Origin of the sequence: Streptomyces sp. NPDC047841 (genome assembly GCF_040704085.1) — a bacterium.
In the GTDB taxonomy this organism is placed as follows: domain Bacteria; phylum Actinomycetota; class Actinomycetes; order Streptomycetales; family Streptomycetaceae; genus Streptomyces; species Streptomyces argyrophylli.
Map to the genome: position 1 here is coordinate 74,664 of NZ_JBEYRP010000026.1, position 26,446 is coordinate 101,109.

General features: G+C 72.4%; 20 protein-coding genes. 14 read left to right on the top strand and 6 right to left on the bottom strand.

What is annotated here, in order from left to right:
• Positions 1-256: 256 nt before the first annotated feature.
• The 10 genes from AB0947_RS34015 to AB0947_RS34060 all read left to right on the top strand — a co-directional run bounded on the left by AB0947_RS34015 (position 257) and on the right by AB0947_RS34060 (position 11,243).
• Positions 257-2,098, top strand: a complete 1,842-nt coding sequence (locus AB0947_RS34015; RefSeq protein ID WP_366754227.1) for an ABC transporter substrate-binding protein — start codon at positions 257-259, stop codon at positions 2,096-2,098.
• A gap of 3 nt (positions 2,099-2,101) precedes the next feature.
• Positions 2,102-3,160, top strand: a complete 1,059-nt coding sequence (locus AB0947_RS34020) for an ABC transporter permease (RefSeq protein WP_366754228.1) — start codon at positions 2,102-2,104, stop codon at positions 3,158-3,160.
• The gene (locus tag AB0947_RS34025; protein ID WP_366754229.1) at positions 3,157-4,122 is read left to right on the top strand and encodes an ABC transporter permease; all 966 of its coding nucleotides are present in this window, start codon (positions 3,157-3,159) and stop codon (positions 4,120-4,122) included. Before AB0947_RS34020 ends, AB0947_RS34025 begins: the two co-directional genes overlap by 4 nt.
• A 5-nt stretch (positions 4,123-4,127) precedes the next feature.
• The gene (locus AB0947_RS34030) at positions 4,128-5,168 is read left to right on the top strand and encodes an ABC transporter ATP-binding protein (protein ID WP_366754230.1); all 1,041 of its coding nucleotides are present in this window, start codon (positions 4,128-4,130) and stop codon (positions 5,166-5,168) included.
• Positions 5,165-6,190 (top strand): ABC transporter ATP-binding protein, encoded by a 1,026-nt coding sequence (locus tag AB0947_RS34035; protein WP_366754231.1) that lies wholly within the window; start codon positions 5,165-5,167, stop codon positions 6,188-6,190. Before AB0947_RS34030 ends, AB0947_RS34035 begins: the two co-directional genes overlap by 4 nt.
• Positions 6,187-7,074 (top strand): hypothetical protein, encoded by an 888-nt coding sequence (locus AB0947_RS34040; RefSeq protein WP_366754232.1) that lies wholly within the window; start codon positions 6,187-6,189, stop codon positions 7,072-7,074. The genes AB0947_RS34035 and AB0947_RS34040 overlap by 4 nt, the downstream gene beginning before the upstream one ends.
• Complete coding sequence (gene menC / locus AB0947_RS34045) at positions 7,071-8,225, top strand: o-succinylbenzoate synthase (RefSeq protein ID WP_366754233.1); 1,155 nt, start codon at positions 7,071-7,073, stop codon at positions 8,223-8,225. The genes AB0947_RS34040 and menC overlap by 4 nt, the downstream gene beginning before the upstream one ends.
• Positions 8,222-9,061, top strand: a complete 840-nt coding sequence (locus AB0947_RS34050) for a M55 family metallopeptidase (RefSeq protein ID WP_366754234.1) — start codon at positions 8,222-8,224, stop codon at positions 9,059-9,061. Before menC ends, AB0947_RS34050 begins: the two co-directional genes overlap by 4 nt.
• Positions 9,054-10,223 (top strand): M20/M25/M40 family metallo-hydrolase, encoded by a 1,170-nt coding sequence (locus tag AB0947_RS34055; protein WP_366754235.1) that lies wholly within the window; start codon positions 9,054-9,056, stop codon positions 10,221-10,223. The genes AB0947_RS34050 and AB0947_RS34055 overlap by 8 nt, the downstream gene beginning before the upstream one ends.
• Positions 10,224-10,313: 90 nt before the next feature.
• Entirely contained in the window at positions 10,314-11,243 is a 930-nt protein-coding gene (locus AB0947_RS34060) for an LD-carboxypeptidase (RefSeq protein ID WP_366754236.1), read from the top strand.
• A gap of 798 nt (positions 11,244-12,041) precedes the next feature.
• On the opposite strand, the gene AB0947_RS34065 is transcribed toward AB0947_RS34060, so the two are convergent.
• Positions 12,042-12,692, bottom strand: coding sequence for a hypothetical protein (locus AB0947_RS34065; protein ID WP_366754237.1), 651 nt, complete (start codon positions 12,690-12,692; stop codon positions 12,042-12,044).
• Between the two features lie 158 nt (positions 12,693-12,850).
• On the opposite strand from AB0947_RS34065, the gene AB0947_RS34070 reads away from it, so the two are divergent.
• The gene (locus AB0947_RS34070) at positions 12,851-13,153 is read left to right on the top strand and encodes a hypothetical protein (RefSeq protein WP_366754238.1); all 303 of its coding nucleotides are present in this window, start codon (positions 12,851-12,853) and stop codon (positions 13,151-13,153) included.
• Positions 13,150-13,803 carry a hypothetical protein gene (locus AB0947_RS34075; RefSeq protein WP_366754239.1) on the top strand — a complete coding sequence of 218 codons (654 nt, stop codon included), beginning with the start codon at positions 13,150-13,152 and terminating at the stop codon, positions 13,801-13,803. Before AB0947_RS34070 ends, AB0947_RS34075 begins: the two co-directional genes overlap by 4 nt.
• Positions 13,804-13,878: 75 nt before the next feature.
• Here the strand turns inward: AB0947_RS34075 and AB0947_RS34080 are convergent, their stop codons facing one another.
• The 3 genes from AB0947_RS34080 to AB0947_RS34090 all read right to left on the bottom strand — a co-directional run bounded on the left by AB0947_RS34080 (position 13,879) and on the right by AB0947_RS34090 (position 20,520).
• Positions 13,879-18,270, bottom strand: coding sequence for an FtsK/SpoIIIE domain-containing protein (locus AB0947_RS34080; protein WP_366754240.1), 4,392 nt, complete (start codon positions 18,268-18,270; stop codon positions 13,879-13,881).
• A 70-nt stretch (positions 18,271-18,340) separates the two neighbouring features.
• The gene (locus tag AB0947_RS34085; protein ID WP_366754241.1) at positions 18,341-18,634 is read right to left on the bottom strand and encodes a WXG100 family type VII secretion target; all 294 of its coding nucleotides are present in this window, start codon (positions 18,632-18,634) and stop codon (positions 18,341-18,343) included.
• A gap of 80 nt (positions 18,635-18,714) precedes the next feature.
• On the bottom strand, positions 18,715-20,520 hold the full coding sequence (locus AB0947_RS34090) for a putative T7SS-secreted protein (RefSeq protein WP_366754242.1): 1,806 nt from the start codon (positions 20,518-20,520) through the stop codon (positions 18,715-18,717).
• 154 nt (positions 20,521-20,674) lie between these two features.
• Between AB0947_RS34090 and AB0947_RS34095 the strand changes: the two genes are divergently transcribed.
• On the top strand, positions 20,675-22,081 hold the full coding sequence (locus tag AB0947_RS34095; protein ID WP_366754243.1) for a hypothetical protein: 1,407 nt from the start codon (positions 20,675-20,677) through the stop codon (positions 22,079-22,081).
• Here AB0947_RS34095 and AB0947_RS34100 read toward each other — a convergent pair.
• Both AB0947_RS34100 and AB0947_RS34105 read right to left on the bottom strand, forming a co-directional pair.
• Entirely contained in the window at positions 22,065-22,604 is a 540-nt protein-coding gene (locus tag AB0947_RS34100; protein ID WP_366754244.1) for a sigma-70 family RNA polymerase sigma factor, read from the bottom strand. The two genes, AB0947_RS34095 and AB0947_RS34100, sit on opposite strands and share 17 nt — an antisense overlap.
• A 99-nt stretch (positions 22,605-22,703) precedes the next feature.
• Entirely contained in the window at positions 22,704-25,574 is a 2,871-nt protein-coding gene (locus tag AB0947_RS34105) for a BTAD domain-containing putative transcriptional regulator (protein WP_366754245.1), read from the bottom strand.
• Positions 25,575-26,225: 651 nt separating this feature from the next.
• Between AB0947_RS34105 and AB0947_RS34110 the strand changes: the two genes are divergently transcribed.
• A partial coding sequence (locus tag AB0947_RS34110; protein ID WP_366754246.1) for an HD domain-containing protein occupies positions 26,226-26,446 on the top strand: 221 nt, incomplete at its 3' end.

Consider the following 26,446-nt stretch of genomic DNA (forward strand, 5'->3'; position numbering starts at 1 on the left):
CCGGGCGCCGTACCGCCTGAACCGCCCCGCCGCACCGCCGTCGGGCATCGGCCGTCCCTCCCCTGGACGGCCCTGCCGCCCGCGCGCGAAACCCACCCGCACGCACCACCCACCCGCACACCCCGCCAGGTCCGTCATACACCGACCGACCACGCCCGCACGGTCCACCCCGCCGCCGCGCGCGGCGGCACCCGTATCCCCTCCCGTCCCCCTCCGCGGCCGCCCCGGCCGCCGGCACCTCCTGGAGATGTCCACGATGACCTCGTCCACCCCGCTGCGCAGAACCGGCCGCAAGGCCGCCGCGCTGGCCGCCTCCCTGCTGCTCGGCACCGTCGGGGGCCTCGTCGCCGCGCCGGCCGCCTCGGCCGACGACGGCGGCACGACGCTGCGGATGCCGATCACGGGCATCGGCATCGACTCCCTGAACCCCTTCCTCGCCTACTTCGCCGGCAGCCTGGACGTCTTCTCGGGCATCTATCCCGCGCTGGACACGGTGCAGCAGGGCGGCACCGTCAAGCCGTACCTCGCCGACTCCTGGACGACCTCCAGCGACAAGCTCACCTGGACATTCAAGATCCACAAGGGTCTGAAGTGGAGTGACGGCAAGCCGATCACGGCCGAGGACGCCGCCTGGACCTTCAACCTGATCATGAAGAACTCCACCGCGGCCACCGCCAACGGCTCGCTGGTGGGCAACTTCGCCTCCGTCAGCGCACCGGACGATCACACGCTGGTCGTCAGGACCAAGAAGCCCCAGGCCACGATGCTGTCGGTCAGCATCCCGGTGTCGGGCATCCCGATCGTGCCGAAGCACATATGGCAATCCCACGTCAAGGACCTGAAGAACTACAAGAACGACAGCTTCCCGATCGTCGGGTACGGCCCCTGGACGATGACGGACTACAAGCCCGAGCAGTACGCCAAGTTCGACGCGAACAAGGACTTCCTGCTGGGCGCGCCCCGGTATGACCACATGATCCAGCAGGCGTTCAAGAACACGGACGCCGCCGTGGCCGCCCTGCGTTCGGGTCAGCTCGACTACGTCAGCGGCCTCAATCCCACCCAGTACCAGGCACTCAAGGGCCAGTCCGGCATCACGGCCTACGAGCAGGTCGGCAACCGCTGGAACGGCATCGAGGTCAACGGCGGCGCCCGCACCCGTGACGGCAAGAAGATCGGTACCGGCCACCCGGCGCTCGGCGATGCCAAGGTCCGTGAGGCGCTGGCGCGCGCCATCGACCGCGCGACGATCGTCAAGAAGGTCCGCAACGGCCTGGCGCAGGTCGGCGCCGGCTACCTGCCGCCGTCACTGCCGCAGTACGCGTGGCACCCCTCGGACCCGGAGAAGTTCGACTACGACCCGGCCAAGGCGAACTCCGTGCTGGACCAGGCGGGCTACAAGACGGGTTCCGACGGAATCCGGGTCGACCCGAAGTCCCGGCGCAAGCTGGAGTTCCGTCTCGGCATCCACTCCGACGACGACGCGGACGCCAAGGTCTCCACCTACCTCTCGGGCTGGTTCAAGCAGATCGGCGTCAAGGTCGACATCGAGTCGATGAGCTCCGCCAAGCTCAACGCCGACCTGGCCAAGGGCGACTGGGACATCCTGATGGATTCCTGGTCGACCGGGCCCGACCCGACGTACCTGCTGGGCATCCAGACCTGCTCGGCGCTGCCCGACGGCAAGGGCGAGGGCGGCAGCACCGACTCGTTCTTCTGCGACAGGAACTACGACGACCTGTTCCTGCGGCAGCAGAGCGCCTTCGACGTCAAGGAGCGCGCCGGTCTGCTCCGGCAGATGCAGGCGATCCTGTACAAGGCCAACGAGAACATCATGATCTACAACGCCAACGGCCTGGCCGCGTACCGCAGCGACCGGGTGAGCGGCATCGTGATCGGCAAGGGCGACTCCACCGGTGCCTTCCCCGCGCAGGTCTCCTTCGACCAGTACCTGCACGCGACCCCGGCGAAGGCCTCGTCCTCCTCGGGCGGCAACTCCGGCACGGTGATCGGCGTGTCGGTGGCCGTGGTCGTCGCCCTGGCCGCCGGAGGCTTGTTCCTGGCGCGTCGCCGCTCCTCCTCCGACGACCGCGAGTAGACCGTGGCAGACACCATCGACGTCACGGGCGCCGTCGCGGCCGGGCCCGCCGGCGCCCCGGACGACGGGCGCCGCAGAGGCTCGGGGTTCGCGCGTTACCTGGTCACGAAACTGGTGGCCGCGGCGATCAGCTTCCTGGTCACGCTCGTCATCGGCTTCGTCCTGTTCAGCCTCATGCCGGCCGACCCCGTCCAGTCCATCACCCGCGGCCGTCCCACCAGCGACGCGCAGATGGCCCAGCTGCGCCATCAGCTCGGCCTGGACCAGTCGGTGCCGGAGCGCTTCTTCACCTTCGTGACCGACACCCTGACCGGGCACCTCGGCACCTCCTGGGAGTTCCAGCAGCCGGTCAGTTCACTCATCGGCGACCGGCTGTGGCCGACCCTGCTGCTGATGGGCACCGCCACCGTGATCTCGGTGCTGCTCGGACTCTGGCTGGGCGTCAGGTCCGGGTGGCGGCACGGCGGCTGGCTGGACCGCATCGCCACCGGTGCCTCGTTGACGCTGTGGTCGGTGCCGACCTTCTGGCTCGGCATGATCCTCCTGATCACCTTCAGCGTGGGCATCGGCCCGTTCCCCGGCTTCCTTCCGGCGGGCGGCATGAGCGACCCGGCGATCACCGGCGGCCTCGACCACGTCGTCGACGTGGCCAAGCACCTGGTCCTGCCCTGCCTGACCATGGTCCTGGTGGTCTTCGCCCAGTACGTGGCCGTCATGCGCTCCTCGATCATCGACGAGCTGGGCAGCCCCTACCTGCTCACCGCACGAGCCAAGGGACTGCGCGACGACGACGTACGACGCAGGCACGCCGTGCCCAACGCCCTGCTGCCCTCGGTCACCATGATCTTCATGCACCTGGGCACGGTGCTCGGCGGTGCCATCACCGTGGAGACCGTCTACTCCTGGCCGGGCCTGGGCCAGCTCAGCTACCAGGCCCTGAAGGTGCCCGACCTGCCCCTGCTACAAGGCACGTTCATCGTCTTCAGCGCATCGGTGATCATCATGAACCTCCTCGCCGACGTGATCTACCGCTTCCTCGACCCCCGGGTGCGTGCCCAGTGACCCACCACGAACCCCTCACCCAGGCGGACCACCCGGTCTCCGCCCCGCCGCAGGCGGGCGCCGAACCCGCCCCGCCGATCGCACCGGCCGCGGCGAAGCCGCGCCGCAGCGGATTCACCGGCTTCGCACGCTCCTTCGTACGCATCCGCTCCGGCGTGGCCGGCCTCGGCATCCTGGTCGTGTTCGGCCTGCTCGCCCTGTGCGCACCGCTGTTCATCTCCGACAACGACCTCGACGTCATCAAGGTGGACGGCCCCTCCCTGCACGCCCCCACCCACGGCTACCCGCTCGGCACCGACCAGGAGGGGCGCTCCATCCTGCTGCTGGTCGTCTGGGGAGCCCGCTCCTCGCTGTCCATCGGGCTGATGGCGACCCTGCTGACGGTGGTGCTCGGCAGCGCCGTCGGCCTGGTCGCCGGACACTACGGCGGCTGGACCGGCAAGGCGCTGATGCACCTCACCGACTGGTTCATCGCGCTGCCCAGCCTGCCCCTCGCCATCTCGCTGTCGGCGGTGATCGGCCAGGGAACCACCTCCATCACCATCGCCATCGCGGTCACCAGCTGGTCGTCCACGGCCCGGCTGGTCCGGGCGCAGACCCTGGCCGTGGAGGCCAAGCCGTTCATCGAACGGGCCAGGGCGCTGGGGGCGGGCGGGCCGCAGGTGATGCTGCGGCACGTCCTGCCGAACGTCACCCCGCTGATCCTGGTCTCCTCGACGCTGACCGTCGCATCGGCCATCCTGTCCGAGGCCACCCTGACCTTTCTCGGTCTGGGCGACCCGACCGGCATCTCCTGGGGCGCGATGCTGAACTCGGCGCTGAGCGGCGGCGCCGTGACCTCCGGCGCCTGGTGGTACCTGTACCCGCCGGGCATCGCCATCCTGATCGTCGTCCTCGGCTTCACCCTGACCGGCCGCGCCGTGGAGACCCTTCTCAACCCGAGGTCGGTGAAGACACGTTGAACGCGATGCTGGAGGTCAGGGACCTCAAGGTCACCTATCGCGGCGGCGGGCGCACAGTGCCCGCCGTACGCGGGGTGGACCTCACGCTGGACGCCGGGCAGACGCTCGGCCTGGCCGGCGAGTCCGGCTCGGGCAAGTCCACGCTGGCGATGAGCCTGCTGCGGCTGCTGCCGTCCGCCGCCGAGGTCACCGGCCAGGTGCTGTACCAGGGCGAGGACCTGCTCACCGCGAAGTGGAACCGGATGCGCGCGGTGCGCTGGGCGGAGGCCTCCGTGGTCTTCCAGGGCGCCATGACCGCACTCAACCCGGTGCACACCATCGGTGACCAGCTAATCGAGCCGATCCTGCTGCACGGCCGCAGGACCGGCGAGGACGGCGGCCGGATCACCGACCGGCAGGCCCGCACACGCGCCGCCGAGCTGCTGGAGTCGGTGGGAGTCCCGGCGCGGCGGATGCGCAGCTATCCGCACGAGTTCTCCGGCGGGCAGCGCCAGCGCGTCATGATCGCGATGGCACTGGCCTGCCGTCCGAACCTGATCATCGCGGACGAGCCCACCACGGCCCTGGACGTGATGGTGCAGGCCCAGATCCTGGACCTGCTCTCGAACCTGGTGCGCGACGAGGGCATCGGCGTCATCATGATCAGCCACGACCTGGCCGTGCTCGGCCAGATGTGCGACCGGCTGGCGGTGATGTACGCCGGCGAGCTGGTGGAGTCGGGGCCCTCCCGGAAGCTCCTGGACGACCCCGAACACCCGTACACCCGGGCGCTGGCCCGCGCCTTCCCCACCATCGGCGACCCCGCCTCCCGCAGGGCGCCGGCCGGGCTGCCCGGTGACCCGCCCGACCCGGCCGCGCTCGGGCCGGGCTGCCCCTTCGCGGTCCGCTGCCCCGACGCGCACGACGTCTGCGACAGCACCCCCGTCCGGTTGTGGCCGGCCGGCCCCGGACGAAAGTCGGCGTGCCTGCGGGTGCTGCCCGGTTTCCCGGACGTCTCCCCGGCCCCGGACATGCCCGAGCCATCCGCGGAAGGAGCCCGCTCATGACCGCCACCACCACCGGCACGGCCACCGGACCCGACGCGGCCACGCCACCCGCGCTGGAGGTCCGTGACCTGCACGTCACCTACCCGCCCCGGGCCGGCCGCGGCCCCGCCCGGGCAGTGGACGGCGTCGACCTCCGGCTCGGCAGCGGTGAGATCCTGGCGCTGATCGGTGAGTCCGGCTGCGGCAAGTCCACGCTCGCGCGCGCTCTGACCGGCCTGGTCAAGCCCACCTCCGGCGAGGTGCTGTGCGACGGCGTGCCGCTGCGCTACACGAGTGCCGCGCTGAAGGCGCACCGCCGCAAGGTCCAGTTCGTCCTCCAGGACCCCGGCGGCGCCCTGAACCCGCGCCAGAACGTGTTCGACGCGGTCGCCGAGGGTCCCCGGCTGCACCGGATGAAGGACGGCCTCGAACAGCGCGTGCACTCCTCCCTGTCCAAGGCCGGGCTGCGCCCCCCGGAGCAGTTCCTGTCACGCTTCCCGCACGAGATGTCCGGCGGTCAGCAGCAGCGGGTGGTGATCGCGGGCGCGCTGGCGCTGGAACCCTCGGTGATCGTCGCCGACGAACCGGTGGCCTCCCTCGACGCCTCGGTACGCGGCGAGATCCTCAAGCTCGTCCTCGACCTGCGCCGCGATCTCGGCCTGTCCTCCTTGGTGGTCAGCCACGATCTCGGCCTGGCCTGGAACATCGCGGACCGGGTGGCGGTGATGTACCTGGGCCGGATCGTCGAGGTCGGCACCGTCGAGGAGGTCCTGCTCGCGCCGAAGCACCCGTACACCAAGGCACTGCTGTCGGTGGTGTCCGTGGAAGGCGGGGGCGGTAGGCCCCAGCTGCTGCAGGGGGAGCCGCCGGACCCGACGTCCGTGCCCGGGGGCTGCCGGTTCCACCCGCGCTGCCCGGTCTGGGCCGGCCTCGGCACGGCGGACCGCGCGCAGACGGGCTGCGACCGACGGGCACTGCCCGTCCTGAGCGCGGAGGCGACGGCCGGCGGTCAGGCCGCGTGTCATCTGGCGGGCGTGTCGTGAACTCGACGGCCACACCGAGGTCGGCGGCCGGCGCCCGGCAAGGTCGGCCGCTGGTCGTACGGGATGTGGACGGCCCGCTGGAGATGGCCGGCTGTGTCGCGCTGTACGAGCGCGTCATGGGGCTGCGCCGCGACGACGGCAGCCTCAACCCGCGCCTGCTGACGGCTCTCCAGGACAACAGCGGCCTGGTCATAGGCGCCTTCCTCGGCGAGGCGCTGGTGGGATTCACCTACAGCTTCCTCGCCCGCGAGCGCCCAGCCGACGGGCGGGACCCGCGTCTGTACCAGTACTCGCAGCTGGCCGTGGTGGCGCCCGAGCGGCAGGGCCTCGGCATCGGGCGGCTGCTCAAGCTCGGCCAACGCGACCGCTGCCTCGCGCAGGGGACGACGCTGGTCCGCTGGGCATACGACCCGATACAGACCCGCAACGCCCACTTCAACCTCGACGTGCTGGGCGCGGTGGTGGACGAACTCAAGCCCGCCATGTACGGCACCTCGGGCTTCGGTGCCGCCACCGGCGAGTCCACCGACCGCTTCATCGTCTCCTGGCACCTGGACGCCCGGGCACGGCCTTCCGCCCCCGTCCCCGCTCCGCCCCCGGGCGGCTGGAGCGTCGGCCGGGTGTACGACGACGGCGACGACCGGGTCGTGGTCCTGCCCGACGACTGGCACCGGCTGCGCGCGCAGGCCGGTCCGGAGCAGGCGGCTCGGCTCCGCGGCCGCCTCACCGACACGTTCGCCCGGCTGCTTGCCGACCGCACGGCCGCCTCCTGCGTACGGCTGCCCGGGGGGCTCGCCGCATACCGCTTCATCCCCCGTGCCGCGCACCCGGCACGGCCCCTCGCCCCTGACCCGGGCCCCCACGGTAGGACGACCCACACATGACCGTCACCCTTGCCGAGATCGAGCTGGCGCTGGTCCGGCTCGATCTCGTCCACTCCTTCGAGACGAGTTCACACCGCAAGTCGCACCTGGAACACATCGTCGTCCGCGCGACCGCCGAGGACGGCAGCGTCGGCTGGGGCGAGTGCGCCTCGCCGACCGACCCGTACTACTGCGGCGAGTCCACCTGGAGCTGCTGGCAGGTGCTGGGCGAGTACTTCGCCCCGATGCTGCTCGGCCGGCCCTGGGAGCATCCCGAGGACGCGGCCCGGCTCACCGCCAAGGTGAGCGGCAACCACTTCGCGCGCGCCGGCCTCGACATGGCCTGCTGGGACCTGTACGGGCAGCGGCGCGGCAAGCCCTTGGCGGACCTGCTCGGCGCCGGCGCCGACGCGGTGGCCGCGGGGGTCAGCCTCGGCATCGAGCCGACGATCGACGCGTTGCTCGCGCAGGTCTCCCAGCACGTCGCCGACGGCTACCGCCGGATCAAGCTGAAGATCCGTCCCGGCTGGGACCTCGAACCGGTCCGCGCCGTCCAGGACGCCTTCCCCGGCGTCGCCCTCCAGGTCGACGCCAACACCGCCTACCGACCCGGACAGGAGGACCACCTGGCGGAGCTGGACGGGCGCGGACTGCTGATGATCGAGCAGCCGTACGCCGCCTCGGACCTGCTCTCCCACGCCCGGCTCGCCGCCCGACTGGACACTCCGGTCTGCCTGGACGAGTCGGTCACCGCACCGGACGTGCTGCGCACCGCGCTGCACCTGGGCGCGGCCGACGTCGTCAACGTCAAGGTGTCCCGGCTCGGCGGGCTCGGCCCGTCGAAGACGGTGCACGACCTGTGCCTGGACGCCGGGGTGCCGGTGTGGTGCGGCGGGATGCACGAGTTCGGCATCGGCCGGGCCGCCAACCTGGCGCTCGCCGGACTGCCCGGCTTCACCCTGCCCTCGGACGTCTCCGGCTCCGACAAGTACTACCGGCGGGACATCGTCACGCCGCCGATCCGCGCCGTGGACGGGATGGTCGCCGTGCCCCGCACCCGGCCCGGCATCGGCCTCGACGTGGACCTCGACCAGCTGAGCCGGCACACCATGCGCACCTGGACCATCCGTCCCCGCGCCACTCTCACCACTGCTGAGGAGAAGGCAGCATGAAGGTCCTCATCTCCGCCGACATGGAGGGCGTCACCGGCGTCACCTTCCCCGACGACTGCGAGCCCGGTCATGCCCGCTGGGAGTACAACCGGCAGTTCCTCACCGCCGACGTCAACGCGGCGATCGCCGGTTTCGCCGCCGCCGGCGCCACCGAGATCCTCGTCAACGAGGCCCACGCCGACCAGCGCAACCTGCTCATCGACCGGCTCGACAAACGGGCCACGCTCCTGATCGGCACGCACAAACCCCTCGGCATGATGGAGGGCATCGACCGCTCCCCGGACGCGGTGGCCTTCGTCGGCTACCACACCGGTGCCGGCCAGCCGGGTGTCCTCGCGCACACCTATCTGCCCAACACCATCACCGCGGTGCGCGTCAACGGCGCGCCGGCCTCCGAGGGCCGGATGAACGCGCTGCTCGCCGACGAGTACGGCGTCCCGGTGGTCCTGGTCACCGGGGACGACCTCTGCTGCGAGGACGCCCGGGCCTGGGCACCGCACGCCGCCCACGCCGTGGTGAAGACCTGCGTGGACCGCTACTCCGCGATCTGCCTGCCGCCTGAGGTGAGCGGCGCCCGGATCACCGAGGCCGCCCGCGAGGGCCTGACCGCCATGCCCGCCTCCACTCGGCCGGCCGCCCCGCCCGACGAGGGCTACACCTACGAGGTGTCCTTCGACGCCGCCCACCTGGCTCCCGCCGCGAGCTACATCCCCGGCGTCGTCCAGACCGACCCCCTGACCGTGCGGTTCACGCTGCCGACGATGTACGGGGCGATACGCTGCTTCCGTGCCCTGACCCGCGTGGTCACCTCGGCCGTGGAGAACTGCTATGGCTGAGCCCGCCGAACTCCTCGCCCTGGCACGCACGTTCGCCGCCCCGGTACTGGAACGCTGGGAAGACCTGGTCACCTTGGAGACCCCGTCCGGCGACGCCGGCCGCGCGGCCGTGTTCGCAGAGCGGCTCGCCACGGGACTCGCCGCCACCGCCGACCGCATCGAACAGCCGCCGGGCCCGGACGGAGCACACCTGGTGGCGTACTGGAACGGCCGCGGGACGCGGGACGACACAGGAGACGGCACGCCTGAGGGACACACGCTGCTCGTGGCGCACAGCGACACCGTCTTCCCAGCCGGCACGGTCGCCCGGCGACCGTTCGCCCTCGCCGAGGACGGCGACACGGTCACCGGCCCGGGCGTCTTCGACATGAAGGGTTCCCTGGTGGCCGTCGAACTGGCCATGGACCTGCTGTGCCGTACGGGCACCACGCCCAGGCGTCCGGTACGGCTCGTGGTGGTCACCGACGAGGAGATCGGCAGCCCCGACGGCAGCCGCCTCGTGGCCCGGCACGCCGAGGGCGCTCACGCGGTCCTCGGCCTCGAACCGCCGCTGCCCGGCGGCGCGTTGAAGATCGGCAGGCGTGGAGTGGCCCGGGTACGGCTGACCGTGCGCGGAGTCAGCGCCCACGCCGGCCTGGACGCCGCCCTCGGCGTCTCGGCGATAGACGAACTCGTGGACCAGCTCGCCGCGTTGCGGGCCACGGCCGCCGCCCTCCCCGACGCCGCACTGAATGTCGGCACGGTCAGCGGCGGTTCCCGCGCCAACGTGGTCGCCGACCACGCCGAGGCGGAGATCGGCCTGCGCTATGCCACGCACGAGACCGAACGGGCGCTGCTCTCCGCATTGCTGGAACCGAGCCCGGTGCGGGCCCGGGCCGCCCTGTCCGCGACGACACTGTCCCACCGCCCGGCCTGGGCGATGGACCCCGCCAACCCCCTGGCGGCAGAGCTGACCGCGCTCGCCAGTGCCCTGGGCCTGGATCTGGCTCTCGGTACCTCCGGTGGCGCGGGTGACACCAACCACACCGGCGCGCTGGGCATCCCGACGGTCGACGGTCTGGGCCCTGCCGGCGCCGGTGCCCACAGCGAGGACGAACGCGCCTCGCTGTCCTCCCTGCTGGAGAGGGCTGCCCTGATCGCCGCGTACCTGGACACCCACTGACCGCCCCACCGACGGCCGGCACGGCCCCGCACGCCCAGTACCGGCCACCGCACCGGATTTTGCTGCACCTTCGCCCTTCCAAGGAGCCACATGCCCACCCTGCCCCCCGAAGGGCTCGTCCGCCCCGCCGCACCCAAGCCCGGTGACCGGGTCGCCGTCATCGCCGCCAGCGGGCCACCCGACCAGGACAACCTGGAGGTCGGCCTGGAGTCGCTGCGCGGGCTCGGCCTCCAGCCCGAGGTGTTCGCCTCCGCCCGGGCGGGTGGCGAGTACCTCGCCGGTGACGACGCGCTGCGCGCCCGCGACCTGACCGCCGCGCTCACCGACCCCGCGTTCACCGCCGTCTTCTGCGCGGCAGGCGGCTACGGCGCCCAGCGCACCCTGGAACTGGTGGACTGGGACGCCATCGGCACGCCCACCCCGCGCACCGTCATCGGCTTCTCCGACGTGACGGCGCTGCTGGAGGCGGTGGCGGTCAAGCTGGGCTGGACGGGGCTGTTCGGGCCGATGCCCGCCGGCCGAGGTTTCCGCCCGGGCCGGCCCGACTTCGACGGGCTCGCCGCGCTGCTCACCGACCCGGCGTCCGTCAAGGAACTGCGTTTCCCCGGCTCCCGCCCCTTGGTCGGCGGTACCGCGCAGGGCGTCACGCTGGGCGGCACGGTGACCCTGCTCGCCTGTTCCCTGGGCACCGACACCTCCCTGCCCGCGCAGGGTGGCATCGTCCTGCTGGAGGACGTGGACGAGGAGACGTTCCGGCTCGACCGCTTCCTCACCCAGCTGCGGCGCGGTGGTTACTTCGACGGGGCCGCCGGCATCGTCTGCGGTACGTTCACGGACTGCGGCACGCGGGAGCGCGTCGAGGAGCTGCTGTACGACCGGTTGGGCGACCTCGGCATCCCGGTCCTCGTGGGTGCGGACATCGGCCATGGTGTGCCACAGCAGACCTTCCCCATCGGCACGCCGGCCGGGCTCGACGCGGACGCGGGCGTCCTCACATTCCTGCGTCCGGTCCTCTCGTGAGCCGCGACGGGAGGAGCGCCCTGCCGGACGCCCCGCCTCACCGCGTCCCCTGACACGTCTGGATGCGCCGCTCCCCGGGCATGCGAGTGGGCCGAGCCGGCCCCTTCGACGGTGAGCAGGGTGATCACGTGCCTGCGAACGTGGGAGGCGGCCGGTCGGCTTGCTCAAGGCTGCGCGTCCGGCGCGGGAGTCACGGATGTGAGCGGCGAGGCTGCCGACTGCTTCGCCGAGGTCGCAGCGGACGGGCCGGGCCGTCCGGGGGCCGCAGGCGTCGCTGTTGCCCAGCAGGCGTGGGATGCCGGCGCCAGGACAGCCAGTGCGTCGGCGAGTCAGAGAGGGCGGCGGCTGCTCGGCGCCGGAAGACCGGTGACGTCGATGGCACGGGCGCCGGCTGCGTGGTGCTGGGCGGGCAGCCACCCGTCAAGAGGCTCAAGGCCTGCCCGGCCCGCCCGGTCCGGGCCTCGCTCCTGGTCAGGAGGTCGCACCGGCTGCGGTTCCGTCGCTGTCGCGGTGCGCGGCGCCGGAGAGCCTGATCGCCGGCGGCGGCCCGCCCTGCGAACGCATCCCGACGGGGCCGAGCGGAGGCAGACCGGTAGGTGAGTCGATCGCATCCCGGCCACCGTCCCTCGGTCACGTGCTCCCGGGTGACTCGGTGCCCTCCCGGCCGGACAGCGTGGGTGGTGCGCCTGCTGGTGGTCCTCGCGCACTGGGTGCACTGTGTCGGCATGGTCAAGTGCCGCGCGTCGGGTGCGGTCCCACGTCGCGTCGCACCTGCCCCGCCAGAGCGATCGGGCTCCCCTATCCCGTCGCCTTCTCGCCGGTCGAGCCGACCGCGAACCACTTGCCGTCGATGCCCTGGCCGTTCAGATCCCCCGGCCCGCGGTCGCCCGAGAAGCGGTAGACGGGCAGTCCTGCGACGGTGATCTGGACCTGGCCGTCCTGGCGGCGGATGGCCCCGACCTCCTTGGGGTTCACCCCCGCCAGGTAGACCTTGCCACCCTCCTGGATGGTCACGGGCGGCCACTTCACCGCGCAGGCGCCGACGCAGGACGACCGGGACGGGTCGGCGGTGTCGTCGTCGAAGCGATACAGCGCCGCCTGATTGATGTTGATCAGATGCGGTGCCGACAGGGGCGCCGAGGTGACCGCGGACAACTGAACCCATTTCGGCGGCTCCTCCTGCACCGCCGCTCCGACCACGGTCCCGCCGTTCCCGCTGAGACCGGCGTCCTGCGCGGTGGAGTCGATCACCTGCAGCGCCGAGTTGTCCGCTCCCTGGCTGGACGCCGCCGGCGTGACGGACGCCGACGGGGCCGAACTGTCGCCGATGGTGATCGTTTTGCCACAGGCCGCCAGGCTCGCCGTACCGCACAAGGCCAGAACGGACGCGAGGACGGCGCGGCGTGCGGACGCGCCGGGGAGGAGCGGGTGGGTGAAGAGCGAGGTCATGCCTGCGACACGAGACAGACACCGGCGATGGTTCATCCACTGCCGGGATCGGTCGGCCCCGCAGGCGGTGAACGTTTCACATCGGCACTCTCGTGTTCCCCGCAGACACGAATCACCACGAGGAACGAATCCTCACCGCACACGAACGGGGGCCCGTAGTGGCGTCGGACGTCAACATCCCCGGAAGCGAACTGAAGGAGGCCCAGGACATGCTGGGTTTCGTCCACGATCACATCGACATCGGACACCACACGTTCGACTTCGATGCCGCGTTCGGCCCCGAGCTCTCCCACGGTTCCGCACAGCACTTCGAGAACAAGTGGGAGGACGGCAAGCACCAGTTGCAGAAGCAGGTGCAGGGCATCCGGGACGCCATCGGCAACATCCTGGACGCTTTCGAGAAGACCGACCAGGACGCGGTGTCGAACCTCGACGACGGGAAGGCGGCGACCGGCCGATGAGCACCGCACAGCGTTTTCTGCTGGACATACCGGACCCGTGGCAGCAGGTCGACCTCAGCGGCGAGGCACTGGCCCGCACCCGCGCGCGGGCCCTCGCCTCGACTGACGACCCTCGCGAGAAGGCGCGGATCAATGACATGTTCCGCCAGGGACGGGAGGTGACCAGGGCGGCCCGCCGCCACGGGGCGCTGCTGGCCGCGGGTACGGCGACGATGTACACCGAGGGCCTGTTCATGGCGTACGCCATGGTCTTCGCCGTCAGCACCCCCGAGGGCGAGGAGCTCACCCTGCCCGTCCTGTCCGCGCGGCTCGGGGTCTCCTCGGCGAACGGGGTGGCGCCCAGGGACCGCGTCATCACGTCGGCGAAGGTGCCGCACGTGGGCACCGTTGCCCGGGTCACCGGCACCGAGGTGACGCGGCTGACCGGGGACATCGACGTCAAACTGCTGACGATGCACACGATGATGCCGGTTCCCGGCAGTACCGAGGACTTCCTGGTGGTCACCCTCGCCAGCCCCAATCTGCCGCTGAAGAACGAGGTGTACGACCTCTTCGACGCCATCACCGGCACCTTCCGCTTCGTGACCGACGACGGTGTCCAGGTCTCCGCGGCCGACGAGGGCGACGAAAGCTCCGGCGTCGCCGCCTGATCCTGGCCGAAGGGCGCAACAGGAGGGCGGCCGGACCCCCCAGGGTCCGGCCGCCCTCCTGTTGTGCTTCTGGCCTCAGCGTTCCCCTGCGAGGAGCGGCACCTGGACCGTCCGCAGGGTTCCGTCGCCCAGGTGCAGCAGGCCCCGGCCCGGCTGCGGAGCCAGACCGACGACGCCCCGCGTGAGCTTCACCCCGATGACCTCGCCGTCGCTCAGTCCTTGCGGGGACAGCAGCATGCCGGTGCGGTTGCGCTTCACCTGCCCCATCCAGCCGGCCAGGCTCAGCGACAGGGACTCGGCGTTGCCGGCCACGAGGACACCCCAGCCGGTACCGGCGCCGCCGCGGGCGAGCAGTGCGAGGTCGGGGTCGATCTCGGCGCCCATGAACAGTTCGGCGTCGTCCACGACGATCACGCCGTGCTCCTGCGGCACGTTGCCCAGCGCACGCCGGAATTCCTCCGCCGTCACCTCGGCGTCGGTGATGACGGCGGCGACGCCGGGCCGGCCCCCCAGTTGCCGCAGCGGTGAGCGCCGCGGCGCCAGGACGATGAGGCCGGTGCCGGCGGCCAGCAGCGACTCCGCCGCGGTGAGCAGGGCAGTGCTGCGGCCGGTGCGCGGCGGTCCGGCGATCACGAAGGTCGGCACGTCCGCCAGGTCGGGACCGAGTGACGTGAGGGTGTCGCCGCCGACGGCCACCAGGGGCCGCATCGGCCCGCCGCCGGTGTGCAGCGAAAGGGCGTCGGCGTAGGCGATCCGGTCAGGGAGCACGTCGAGGCGGATCGGGCGGCGGGCGGCCGGTACCCGGGCCTCGCGTTCGGTCAGCTCCCGGCCCAGCCTGACCAGCACCTCGGCCTGGGCGCTGCCGGACAGGTCCTCGTCGAGCACCGCGATCTGCGCCTCGCTCAGGTCCTGGGTGCGGACGCCGCGCCCGGGTGCGGGGTCGGACGGCGCTGACTTGGCGGGGATGCCGACACTGGAGTAGTCCTGGCGGTCGTTGAGCCGGAGGACGATCTTGTCCTCGGTGGTGCCGGAGAAGCGGCTGCTGCCGAGCACCCGGTCACCGGCCAGGACGACGTGGATGCCGACACCGGCTCCGTCGCGCAGCAGCCGGTTCAGGCGCTCCAGGTAGCTGCCGTTGTCGTACGAGGTGAACTCCCGCTCGAAGACCTCGAACCGGTCGACCATCAGCACGATGTGGGCGAGCCGTTCCTCCGGGGCCTGGGTCCCGCGCAGTTCCGTCAGGTCGGCCGTGCCCCGGGCGCCCAGGATGCTCTGGCGCGCGGTGAGTTCCGCGCCGAGCCGGTCCAGCAGCCGGCCGAGGCGCTCGGTCTGGTTGCGGTCGACGACCGCCCCGCAGTGCGGCAGCGTGGTCAGGGCGTTGAGTGCGCCGTTGCCGCAGTCGATGGCGTACAGGTGGACGTCGTCGGCGCCGTGCGCCTGCCCGAGTGCCGCGGCCAGGGTACGCAGGGTCTGGGAGCGTCCGCTGCGGGGCGATCCGACGATGTGCAGATGCCCGGCCCGGTCCAGGTCGAGGACCAGTGGGGCGCGGGTCTGCTGGTAGGGCAGGTCGACCATGCCGTACTCCACGGCCGGCAGGGCCGCCGCACGTTCGGCGGTGGGCTTGGGCGCGGGCGGCGGCGTCCACGGCAGCATGCCGGGCAGCGGCGGCAGCCAAGGGCTGGGCTGACGCGGTACGCCGGCGATCCGGGCCGCCTGCGCCACGGCACCGGCGAGGACGGCAAGGTCGGTGACGGCCTCGGTCCGCGCCGCTGCCGAGCCGCCCCGGGACCGGGCGCTGGGCAGCGGACCGCCAAGGTTCTCCCAGGTCACGGGCTCCGCGCGGACGACCGTCTGGGTCCCGCCGGGGGCCTGCCCGCCCGGGCGGCGGCCGCCGACGCGGCCCGACTGGAACGGCAGGAGCGCCGAGGGACCGAGCCGGGCGAAGGCCCGGCCGGGGTTGGCCGGGGAGATGTCCCCGGAGTCGGGGGCGTCGATGATGTCGCGGCTCTCGCTGGTGTCGGTGGTACGCAGGGCGATGCGCAGGTTGGTATTGGCACGGATGTCGGGGGTCACCGCGCCGCCGGGCCGCTGGGTAGCCAGCACCAGGTGGATGCCGAGTGACCGACCCCGCTGCGCGATGTTCACCAAGCCCGCGATAAATTCGGGCAGTTCGCGCACCATGGACGCGAACTCGTCGATGACCAGCAGCAGTCGGGGCAGCGGGGCAAGCACGTCGCCGCTGCGCGAGCGCTTGTCGAGGTAGTCCTCGATGTCCTTGGCACCGGCCCGGGCCAACTGGGTCTCGCGACGGCGCAGCTCGGCGCCGAGGGAGACCAGCGCGCGCTCCACCAGCCGGGTGTCGAGGTCGGTGACCAGGCCGACGGTGTGCGGCAGGTCGGCACACTCGGCGAAGGCACTGCCGCCCTTGTAGTCGACCAGCACGAATGTCATCTCGTCGGGCCGGTTGACCACCGCGAGCGTGGCGACGAGCGTCTGCAGCAGCTCGGACTTGCCGGAACCGGTCGTACCGGCGATGAGCGCGTGCGGGCCGTCGCGCACCAGGTCGACGGCGAACTCACCGTCGTACCCGACGCCGAGCACCGCTCGGGTGCTGCGGCCGCCGAGCGACCAGCCCGCCATCACGGCCTCGGCGGTGGGCGGTTCGAGGGTCAGCAGGTCCAGCAGGCGTACGGAGCCGGGCAGAGCGCTCTCGTCGCTGTCGCCGACCCCGCGCAACGGGGCCAGCGCACGGGCGAAGTGCTCGTACCAGTCGGGCTCGGGCGAGTCGCCGCGTACGTCGTCCAGCGCCGCGCCGGAACCGGTGCGCACCCTGACGGTGGTGGCGTCCGCGCCCGTGACGACGACGGCACCGCACTCCTCGGGCAGCAGCCGCTCCTCGCGGTCGATGCAGATGGTGTGGACGCCGACGGACGGGCCGTCGCGTAGCAGTGCGATCACTCCTGGCAGCGAGCGGGCCCGGCGCGCCTGTTCCAGGACGACGAGGACGTCGGGGTAGCCGTTCGCTCCGCCACGGGTGACGTCGGGGCCGGCGGCGAGGCGGGAGGCGACGAGCTGGCCGAGCTCGCCGATGCGCCGGGCCAGGGAGTCCGCGGTGGTGCCGATCAGGGCGTAGGCGTCCTCGCCCTGGGCCTGGGTGTGGGGCAGCCAGCGGGTCCAGGACCAGTCGCGCTCCCCGTCCGGGCCCGCGAGCACGACGATCCTCAGGTCCGTGGGGCCGTGCAGGGCGGCGGCCTGGGCGGCCAGCCAGCCGGCCAGCCGGGTCGCTCCCGGCCCGGCGACACCCGCGACCCCGGCCCGGCGCAGCGGCACGGCGACGGGGACCTGGTTCAGCCATGGCACGGTGTTGCGCCGGTGCTCGTCCTGCTGGGGGTCGTCGACGCTGGTCGCCGAGGGCAGGTCGGTGGTGCCGACGCGCAGGGACAGGAAGTCGGGGTCCTGCCAGCGGCGTTCCCACAGCCGCTCGGAGGGCCGGGCCGCCATCTGCATCAGGGCGGCCGGGTCGGGCAGGGACTGGCGCAGCTGGTGCTGTTCCTCCAGCACGGCGGCGTCGATGTCCGCGCGGACCCTGGCCAGTGTGCGCTCGTACTCCTCCTTCTGCTCCAGGTATTTGAGCATCGCCTGCTTGCGTCCCCCGAACTGGGTGACCAGGGCGGCGATCGGCGAGAGCAGGGCGATGAAGACGAAGGACCAACGGTGGGTGACGAAGATGGCGATCGCGGCGCTGCCGGCGGGCAGCAGCAGGATCGGCAGGAGCGGTACGGGGCGCTTGTCGGGTTTGACCGGCGGGGTGGGCAGCCGGAACTTCGCGCCCGCGGCCGGTGGCAGGAACCTCGGCGGCCGGTTGAACTCCAGGCCGAGCCCGTCCTGGGCGGGGGTCAGGGGGGCGCGGGCGGTCGGGCGTGAGGTCAGCTCCAGCAGGATGTCGCCGACGGCCAGCTGGCTGCCCTCCCGCCATGGCGCGGGGCTCCGCGCGGGCTTGCCGTCGAGCAACGCGCCGTCAGTCATGAGGAGTTCGGCGCTGCCGTCGAGGCGGACCCGCACCTGGGCCGCGAGCGGCGGGGTGCCCTCGGCGAGGCGGACCCGGCAGGTCGCGCCGCTGCCGATGTCGTAGTCGCCGGGGACGAGCCGGAAGACGGTTCCCGCGCCGGGGCCGGAGACCAGCCGGACCTCGGTGCGGCCCTCGGGTTCGGGCCCCCTGGGCAGGGGAGCGCCGAGCCCGAGGTCCATGCCGTCTCGCACACCGGCGCCCCGGAGGGTCGTGTGCGGGTCGACGGGGGTCGGGCCGATGTACAGGGGCGGCTCCCCCGCCGTCGCCCCGGCGTATCCGACGGCGCGGGCCAGCTCGGCCGCGAACGTGCCCGTTCGCACGGACGGTTCGGTTTCCACTGCGACGGTGGTGGACACCCCCTCGACCTGCGGATCACGCACGCTGACGGTCAATCGCACTGCTCATCGTCCTTCTCGTGTGGAGGTGGGTGCGGCACCGACCGCCGTTGCGGCGAGCCGAGCCGGTGGGTCAGGCGAGGTTGGACCCGAGCTGGCTGTCGGTCTGGTCGAAGGCCTCGCCGACGGACTTCACGTACTGGCCGATGCCCTGCAGGCCCTGGTTGACCTGCTCGAAGCCCTTGGCGAACTCGTCGAAGAACGGCGAGAACTTCTGCTGGGCGGCCGGGGTGCTGTAGCCGTCGGCGAGCAGGTTGGAGATCTTGCCCTTGACCTCGTTGAGCTTGTCCTGCAACTGGGAGAAGTCGTTGAGGAGGGCCTGCGAGGTGGAGGACGTCGTGTCGGAGTTGACGCTGTAGTTGGGCATGGAGGTGCTCCTTGCTGGTTTGCGGTGCGAACCGTCCCGGTCGGGACGGACGGCTGGGTGCGCGGACGTCCGGCGGTGTGTCAGCGGCCGCCGCCGGTATCCGGGCTGTCCGAGGGGCTCGTGGGCGCCGTGACGAATCCGTCGCCGGACGGGGACGAAGACGGCGACGGCGACTCACTGCCGGCGTTCGACTGCGCGTCGGACGTGCTGACGGGCGGGACCGCGGGCCGTCCTGGGGAGTCGGTGGTCGGGGAGGGCGGCAGCGGGACGTCCGCCGGATTCACGGGTGCCGGGGTGGGCGGCCGCGAGCCGGTGGGCGACGACGGGAGAGGCACTTGCGCCGGATCCGGCGCAACCGGACTCGACGGCCGCGAAGCCGTGGGCGACGACGGGAGAGGCACCTGCGCCGGATCCGGCGCCGAAGGGTGCGCGGCGGGAGGAACGGCCGGGCCGGCCGACGGCCTCGGGCTGCCCTTGACGGGGATCTTGCCGGTGAGGCCGTCGATCGTGCGGCCGAGCCCTGCCTTCCCGATCGGCCCCGCGCCCAGTTTCGGCGCGGAGTTGGCGATCTCGCCGGCCGCGACCTCGTGGGGATCACCGCCCTGCGCGACGCCCACGCCGATCTTGGTGCCGAGGGTGGCGCCCTCCTCGACGAAGCCACCGACCTGGTCGGCGGCCCGCTTGCCCACCGTGTCACCGGCCGCGGGTGCCGTCGTATCGCCGAACCGGCCGCCCTTGCCTTCCTCCATCGCAGGGTTCCCGCGGCCCTTGCCGATCCTGCCGACGCCTCCCTTGAAGGCGGCTCCGGCCGCGGCTCCGGCCGCGGCCCCGGCGAACACGCCGGCGGCCGTGATCTTGTCGTGGTTGGCCGCCTTGGCTCCCGCCTCCAGCGCCGAGTTGGCGAGGAACTTGCCGGTGACCTCCGTGGTGACTTTGCCGACGGGGTTGGCGAGAATGCCGCCGACGACCTTGCTGTTGGCCAAGGACTCACCGATCCCGGTGATCGACGCGGTGCTCTTGGTGATGAACCCTGAGCTCTTCACGGCGGCCACGGCGGCCGGAGCGATCGCCTCGACGGCCCGGCCGCCCAGCTTCAGCAGAGAGCCGCCGGGGATGATCCCCAGGAGGCCCACGACGAAGTCACCGGCCTTGAGGCCGCCGGTCTGACTCGCGACGACTTGGTTGAAGACGAAGAGCGCCCCGCCCAGCAGCGCGCCGACCACCGGGAAGAACACGGCCACGACGGCGATGAGGGCGGCCAGCAGGATCTGGACGAACGGGAAGTCCTTGAAGAAGTCGGCGATCTTCTGGAAGATGTTCCGCTCCGGGATCGCCTCCCCGGCCGCCCGGTCCAGCACCTCCGCGCACTGCCGCTGCGCGCTCTCCCGCATCGACTTCGCCTGTTCGGCCAGGCTCCTGGCCGCGCTCAGCTCGGCCTTGCCGGCGTCGATGGCGTCCTGGGTCCGACGCGCCTCGGACTTCTCCTGGTCCGTCGGATTCGCGCCGAGCTGCTTGGGCGCCTGGTCGGCCTGCGGTGCGGCGGCCCGGGCCTGGTCCACGGCCCGGTCGAAGGTGTCCTGGGCCTCGCGCAGCCGCGGCATGTAGTCGCTGTAGGCCTGGGCCGCGTCGTGGTAGGAGGTCATGGTCTTGGTCAGCTTGTTCGGGAGATCGTCGCCGATCTTCTGCTTCAGCTGGTCCATCGCCGAACCGCGGCCCTGCGAGATCGTGCCGTCCTTCTTCAGGACGTTGAGCGCCTTCTCGGCAGCGTCCCCGATGTCCCGGTACCGCTGCATCACACCCTGGATCAGGGCGGGGTCGCCCGGCGTCGGGTCCGAGTCCATGCCGACGAGCCGGAAGTCCTCGGGACTCGAGTGCCGACGTGCCATTGCGATCCCCCGCTGCAGTGCGTGTGAGCTGTGGTCGCCAGATACACGGGCCGAGCCTGCCGAAAGGTTCGAACCGGACTTCGCGTCGAACGTTTTCGCCGCATGGATCCGTGTAGTCGGTGCAACGCGACCCCGGAGGACATGGGTGGACACGATGAGCAACGGCGCGGACCGAGGGTCCGAGCACAGGCCGGCGACCGCTGAGGCACGAACACTTCTGCAAGTCCTGGCGGCGCTGCTGGCCGCGTGCCTGGTGGCACTGGGCGCAACCGCTCCCGCGCACGCCGCGCCCGGGGACGATCTGGTCAAGGTGTTCCTGGTCCCGGACCCCGCACAAACGGGTGGGCAGCTCGCCACGCTGCAGTCGATCGCCGCGGCCACCCTGGGCGACACATCACGCTCCGGCGAAATCTTCGACCTCAACCGCGGCCTGGCGCAGAAGGACGGCGGGGCGCTCACCGCCCCCGACGCCCCGCTGCACCCCGGCTGGATCCTGCGCCTGCCGCAGGACGCCGCGGGCCCCGACGTCCGGCTGGCCCGCGACACCGGGGCCCGGGGCGCCGCCTCCGCTCCCCCGGCCGCCGGACGGCAGGCGTCCACGATGTTCACCATCCCGCTGGCTGCGGCCGTCGCGGTACTCGGCGCGGTCCTGCTCGCCCTGATCACGGCGGGCATCGTGGGCAGGCGGAAGGTGCGCACCTGGTACCGCGCCGTGGTGCGCGGGGCCCGCAGGCTGGGAGAGCCGATGCGGCGCAAGAGGCGGCTCATGCAACGCCGGGCGACCGGCCGCCGGTTCGCCGCGGACGTGGAATCGGTACGACGCGCCTACGGCACCCTGGCGGAGTTCGGGCCCACCCGACAGCAACCCGAGAAGCCGGTGCACGCGCTGCGCGTCGATGGCACGGGCGTGACGGTGTGGCTGGCGGCCCCGGACACGGCCGACGCTCCGTGGACGAACATCGACGGCACGCGCTGGCGCCGCCCCGCGAGCGCCGCGGGCCGGCTGACCCGCGGGGAGGACACCGGTACGACGACGCAGGCGTCGATCGGCGCGGCCTGCCTCGTCCGTGCAGGCACGGACGACGCGGACGAACCCGTGTTCGTGGACCTCAGCCGGCTGGACGGTGTCCTCAGCGTCAGCGGTGACCAGGGCGTGGCCCGGGACGTCGTGCTGAACCTGCTGGCCGAGATCGCACGCACCAGGCCCGACACGCCGGTCACCGTGCTGCGTGGGGTGGACGGCGCCCCGCCACTCACCGTGCCGGCGGGTCTGCGGCAGCTTCCCCGGGTCGAGGCACCTGCTCCGACGGCGCCCGCCACGGGGCGGGGCACCCTGCGCGCCGGCGCGGCGCGTCGACCGGTGCGGGGCCTGGTGGTGGTGGCCGGGACGCCCGGCGAGCGGGAGGCCGCCGAGCTGGCCGCCCTGTGCGGGCCGGGCGGTGCCGGATGGACCGGACTGGTCTACGGCGAGGCCGACGGCGCGCACTGGCGCTGGCACACCGACGCCGGCGGCCGTGTGGAGATCCCGGTGCTGGACATGCGGCTCACCGTCCCGGCCTGAGCCCGTGTCCGGCCTTGGCGCGCAGGGTGTTCAGGGCGTAGTGCCGGCGGGACTTGACGGTGCCCGCGGGTATCCCCAGGATGCGGGCCGTCTCCTGAGCCGTCCTGCCGTACATGCAGGTGTGCAGCAGGACCTCCCGGTGCTCGTGGGACAGCTGCCGCAGCAGGTCGGCCGCCTCGACCGAGGTCAGCACGGCGCCGGAGTGGTCGGGCAGGGGCATGTCCCGGTCGTCGGCGCCGATGGTCTCGTGCCGGGCGGCCGCGCTGCGCATCCGGTCGACGACGAGGTTGCGGGTCACGGTGAGCAGCCAGCCGCGTACCGATCCCTCGGTGCTGTAGAGCCGTTCCGTGTGCGGCCAGGCGCGGATGAGGGTCTCCTGGACGATGTCCTCCGCCAGGTGGCGATCTCTCAGCAGCTTCTCCGCGTAGGCGAGCAACGCCTTCGCGTGGTCGGACACCAGGGTGTGCAGCAGTTCGTCCCGCTGCTCGGCCGACGTGGCGGCCACGTCAGTGGTCGTGGTCATGATCCAGTTCCTGAAGGGGAGTGCCGTACGCGGCTGCCGCTCCTGATGGAGCGGAGCGCGGGGAGCGTAGGCAGGGCCCGCTTCCGGAACGCTGACGGTTTACTGACGCCCGGACCGCCCGGGTACGGCGAGGTCCGTCAGCCGGTCGCGGACGTGCGCGGCCTCCGGGTGATCGATGTCCTCGAGGATGCCGAGTGCCTCGCGCCAGGCGAGCGCGGCCCGGGTGCCGTGGCGGGCCGCGCGGTGGGTGTCGCCGATGTGCACCAGCGTGTCGGCCTGCAGATAGCGGTCGCGGATCGCCCGGTACAGCTCCAGCGCGTGCTCGTAGCACTCCAGCGCCCGGTCGTGTTCGTGCAGGTGGTGGTGGGCGTACCCGAGACTGTCCCAGGCGGCGGCCTCGCCGTTGCGGTCACCGGCCTCCCGGTGGACCGACAGCGCCCAGCCGCATTCCCGCAGGGCGTCTGCGTACCTGCCCATCAGGACGTACGTCCACCCCACCTCGTTGGCGACGTTCGCCTCGCCGTTGCGCCATCCGGCCGCGCGGTAGAGGGCACTGGCATCGGCGTAATGGGCGAGGGCGTCCACGTGCCGTCCGCGCCGGTTGGCCAGGAAGGCGGAGTGGCGATGGGCCCTGGCCTGACCGGCCCGGTCACCGATCTCGGCGAACAGCTCCCGCGAGCGCGCGAGATGGGCGTCGGCCTCGTCCCACCGTTCCACGCGACCGCAGGCGAAGCCGAGGGCCTTGTGCCCGTGCGCCTGGCCGCGGATGTCGCCCAGCCGCTGGGCCGCTCCCAGGGCAAACGTCTGGGCCGCGAGTTGCTCCTGCCGGCGGCCTGTGCGGTCCAGGTGCATGTCCAGGGTCGCGGCCAGCTGCCAGCTGTACTCACCGTTGCCGTGCCGCGCGTCCTGTTCGATCGCGGCGAGCAGGACGGACCCGTTGGTCTCCAGCCACTCGGCCGCCGCCGCCTGGTCGGGCAGGCGCGGGACGGTCACACCGGCCAGGTGGGGGCGCAGCGCGATGCGCTCGCGGCTGGGCGCGAGGGCACTGTCGGCCGCGTGCGCGCCGCGCAGGTAATGGTCGAGCAGCCGGCGCCGGGCCGTTTCCAGATCCGGTACGCCGTCCTCGGCCCGGCCCAACTCGCCGGCGTAGGCGCGCAGCAGTTCGTGGCAGCCGTAGCGGCCCGGCAGCGTCTCGGAGAGCAGGTGCGCGCGCACCAACTCGGCCAGCAGCGGTCGTACCTGGCTCGTTCGCAGCCCGGCCAGACTGGCGACGGCGGCCGGCGAGCAGTCGGGGCCCGGGTGCAGGGCCAGCAGCCTGAAGACGCGGGCCGCCGCGGGAGTGAGGAGTCGGTACGACCAGGAGAACGCACTGCGGGCGTCCGCGATCGGGGCCTCTCCGGAGAACGCGTCGAGGCTGTCCTCGCTCTCGCGCAGATCGGCGGCGACGGACGCCAGCGGAAACGTCGGGTTCACGACGGCGCGGGCGCTGACGACGGCCAGCGCCAGCGGGAGACGCCCGCACAGCTCGATGATCTCCGCGACCGCCTCGGGTTCACCCGCCACGCGTTCGGCTCCCAGGCGGCGGGCCAGGAACTCGTGGGCGTCCGCGGGGGGGAGCACGTCCAGCGTCAGGGAGTGCGCGCCCTCGCCGGCCACCAGCCCGTAGAGCTGATTGCGGCTGGTGACGACGACCAGGCAGCCGGGCGCGCCGGGCAGCAGGGGGCGCACGTGCTCGGTGTCGCGCGCGTTGTCGAGGACGATGAGGACGCGCCGGTCGGCGAGAAGGCTGCGGTACAGCGCGGCCTGGGCGTCGAGCCCGGCGGGGACGCGGTGCGCGGGCACGCCGAACGCGTCGAGGAACGAGCGGATCGCCTCGGACACGCTCATGATCGAACCGCTGGGGTGGAAACCGCGCAGGTTGACGTAGAGCTGCCCGTCGGGGAAGCGGTCGGCGACGCTGTGCGCCCAGTGCACCGCCAGGGTCGTCTTGCCGACGCCGGCCATGCCGCCGACGGCGTTGATCACCACGGTCGGCGGCACTTCTCCGGCCTCGGGCAGGAGTTGCCGGCAGCGGGCGAGTTCACTGTGCCGACCAGTGAAGGAGGCCAGGTCCGCAGGGAGCTGAGCGGGCCGCACGGTGGCGAGGGCACCTGGTTGTGCCGGCTGGGAGTCGAGCGCCGCTGCCGCTGCCTCGCCGGAGGCGGTGGGAGTACGCCCCAGGACTCGCTGCAGGGCCGCCTGCAGTTCGGGGCCCGGCTGGACGCCCAACTCGTCGGCGAGCCGGGCGCGCACGCTTCGGTGGACGTCCAGCGCCTCGGCCTGATGACCGGTGGCCGCGAGCACCAGGATCAGTCTGGCCTGCAGTCCTTCGTCCAACGGGTGCTGCGCGGCGGCCTGCCGAAGCGTGACCAGCACCCGGGCGCCCAGTCCCCCACCGGCCTCCAGAGCGAGTTCGGCCGCCTCCTTGACGGCGGCCAGATGTTCTGCGTCGAGGCCGGTGAAGGCCGGATGGGAGCGCACCTCGGCCGTGATCCCGGTGGCTGCGGGCCCGCGCCACAAGGCCAGCGCTTCGATCAACAGCTCGGTGGCGCCGGTCGCGTCCCCGTCTCCAGCCGCCTGCTCCGCCCGCTGCCGCAGGTCGCGGAAGCGGAGCAGGTCGAGCGAGTCGGGGTCCACTTCGAGGCGGTAGCCGCCCGAGCCGCGCACCAGCCACCGTGACGTCCCCCGGGCCGGGAGATCCGGTTCGAGCAGCCGGCGCAGTGCTCCGACGTGCCGCTGAACCACGTTGACGGCGGTGTCCGGCGGGTTCTGCCCCCACAGCGCATCGACGATCTCGTGGACGGCGACCGGATGTCCCGCCGCGCTCAGCAGCAACGCGAGCAGAGCGCGCTCCTTGGGCGGTCCCAGCACCAGTTCCGTCTCGTCGCGCCAGGCTCTGACGGGCCCGAGCACGGCGAATCGTGTACGCACCGAATCCCCTGAACCGACTGTGACGACATGGACGACCGGCCCGCCCGACCGTCGGGGGGCGCGCCGACGCGGACGAGCATAGAGTCCGCGCCCGCCGGGCGACGCATGGGGATCCCGGGCCGCTATGTCGATGACGACCTCGCCCGGCTTCGGTTGCAGGCCGGGATCGTCTCTTCGAACGCGCAGGGCCCGCCCGCTCCGGTGTCCGATCCTTTATGCGCTGGGACCACCGCCCGTGGCACGGCGGTCCCACAGAAATCGGGGACTGGGGCCCCTTGTGAGGCGCTGGGTTGGCGCGCTGATGCCGAGGGCGGTGACCGGGTCGCCCCATGCTGTCGAAGAACGGTGCGCGCGGTGTGGCGGGTGAGACCGTGGCTGATCGCGGCACGGCACGGCGAGGGGTCGAGGGCCAAGGTGCCCGGCGCCCGGCGCTGCCCGGCGGACCAGCCCGAGGCCGGTGCGAAGGGGGCGCCCTGCTCCAGCAGCCCGTGTGACGCCGACCGGGGCCGGCCCGCTCGCCGTACGCCATCGTGTGTCCGAATCCGTGGCACATGCGTCCGTTCGGACGCTTCTCACCGCAACGTCGATCAGGGAACGTGGAGCTGGGACGGAAGCGACAGATGCTTTGAACCTTTCCCTTTTGGAGACACAATGCCCGAAACGATCGCCGGGATCACGGTCCCGGACACCGCCCTGGTCCGCGAGGCCACCGAGCTGGTGCGCCTGTCCGCCGACGACACGCTGTTCCACCACTCCCGCCGCGTGTTCCTCTGGGGGATGCTCAAGAGCGCCGCCCGGAACCTGGAGGTGGACCCCGAGCTCGCCTACGTCGGCGGCCTCTTCCACGACCTCGGGCTGACGGACGACTACCG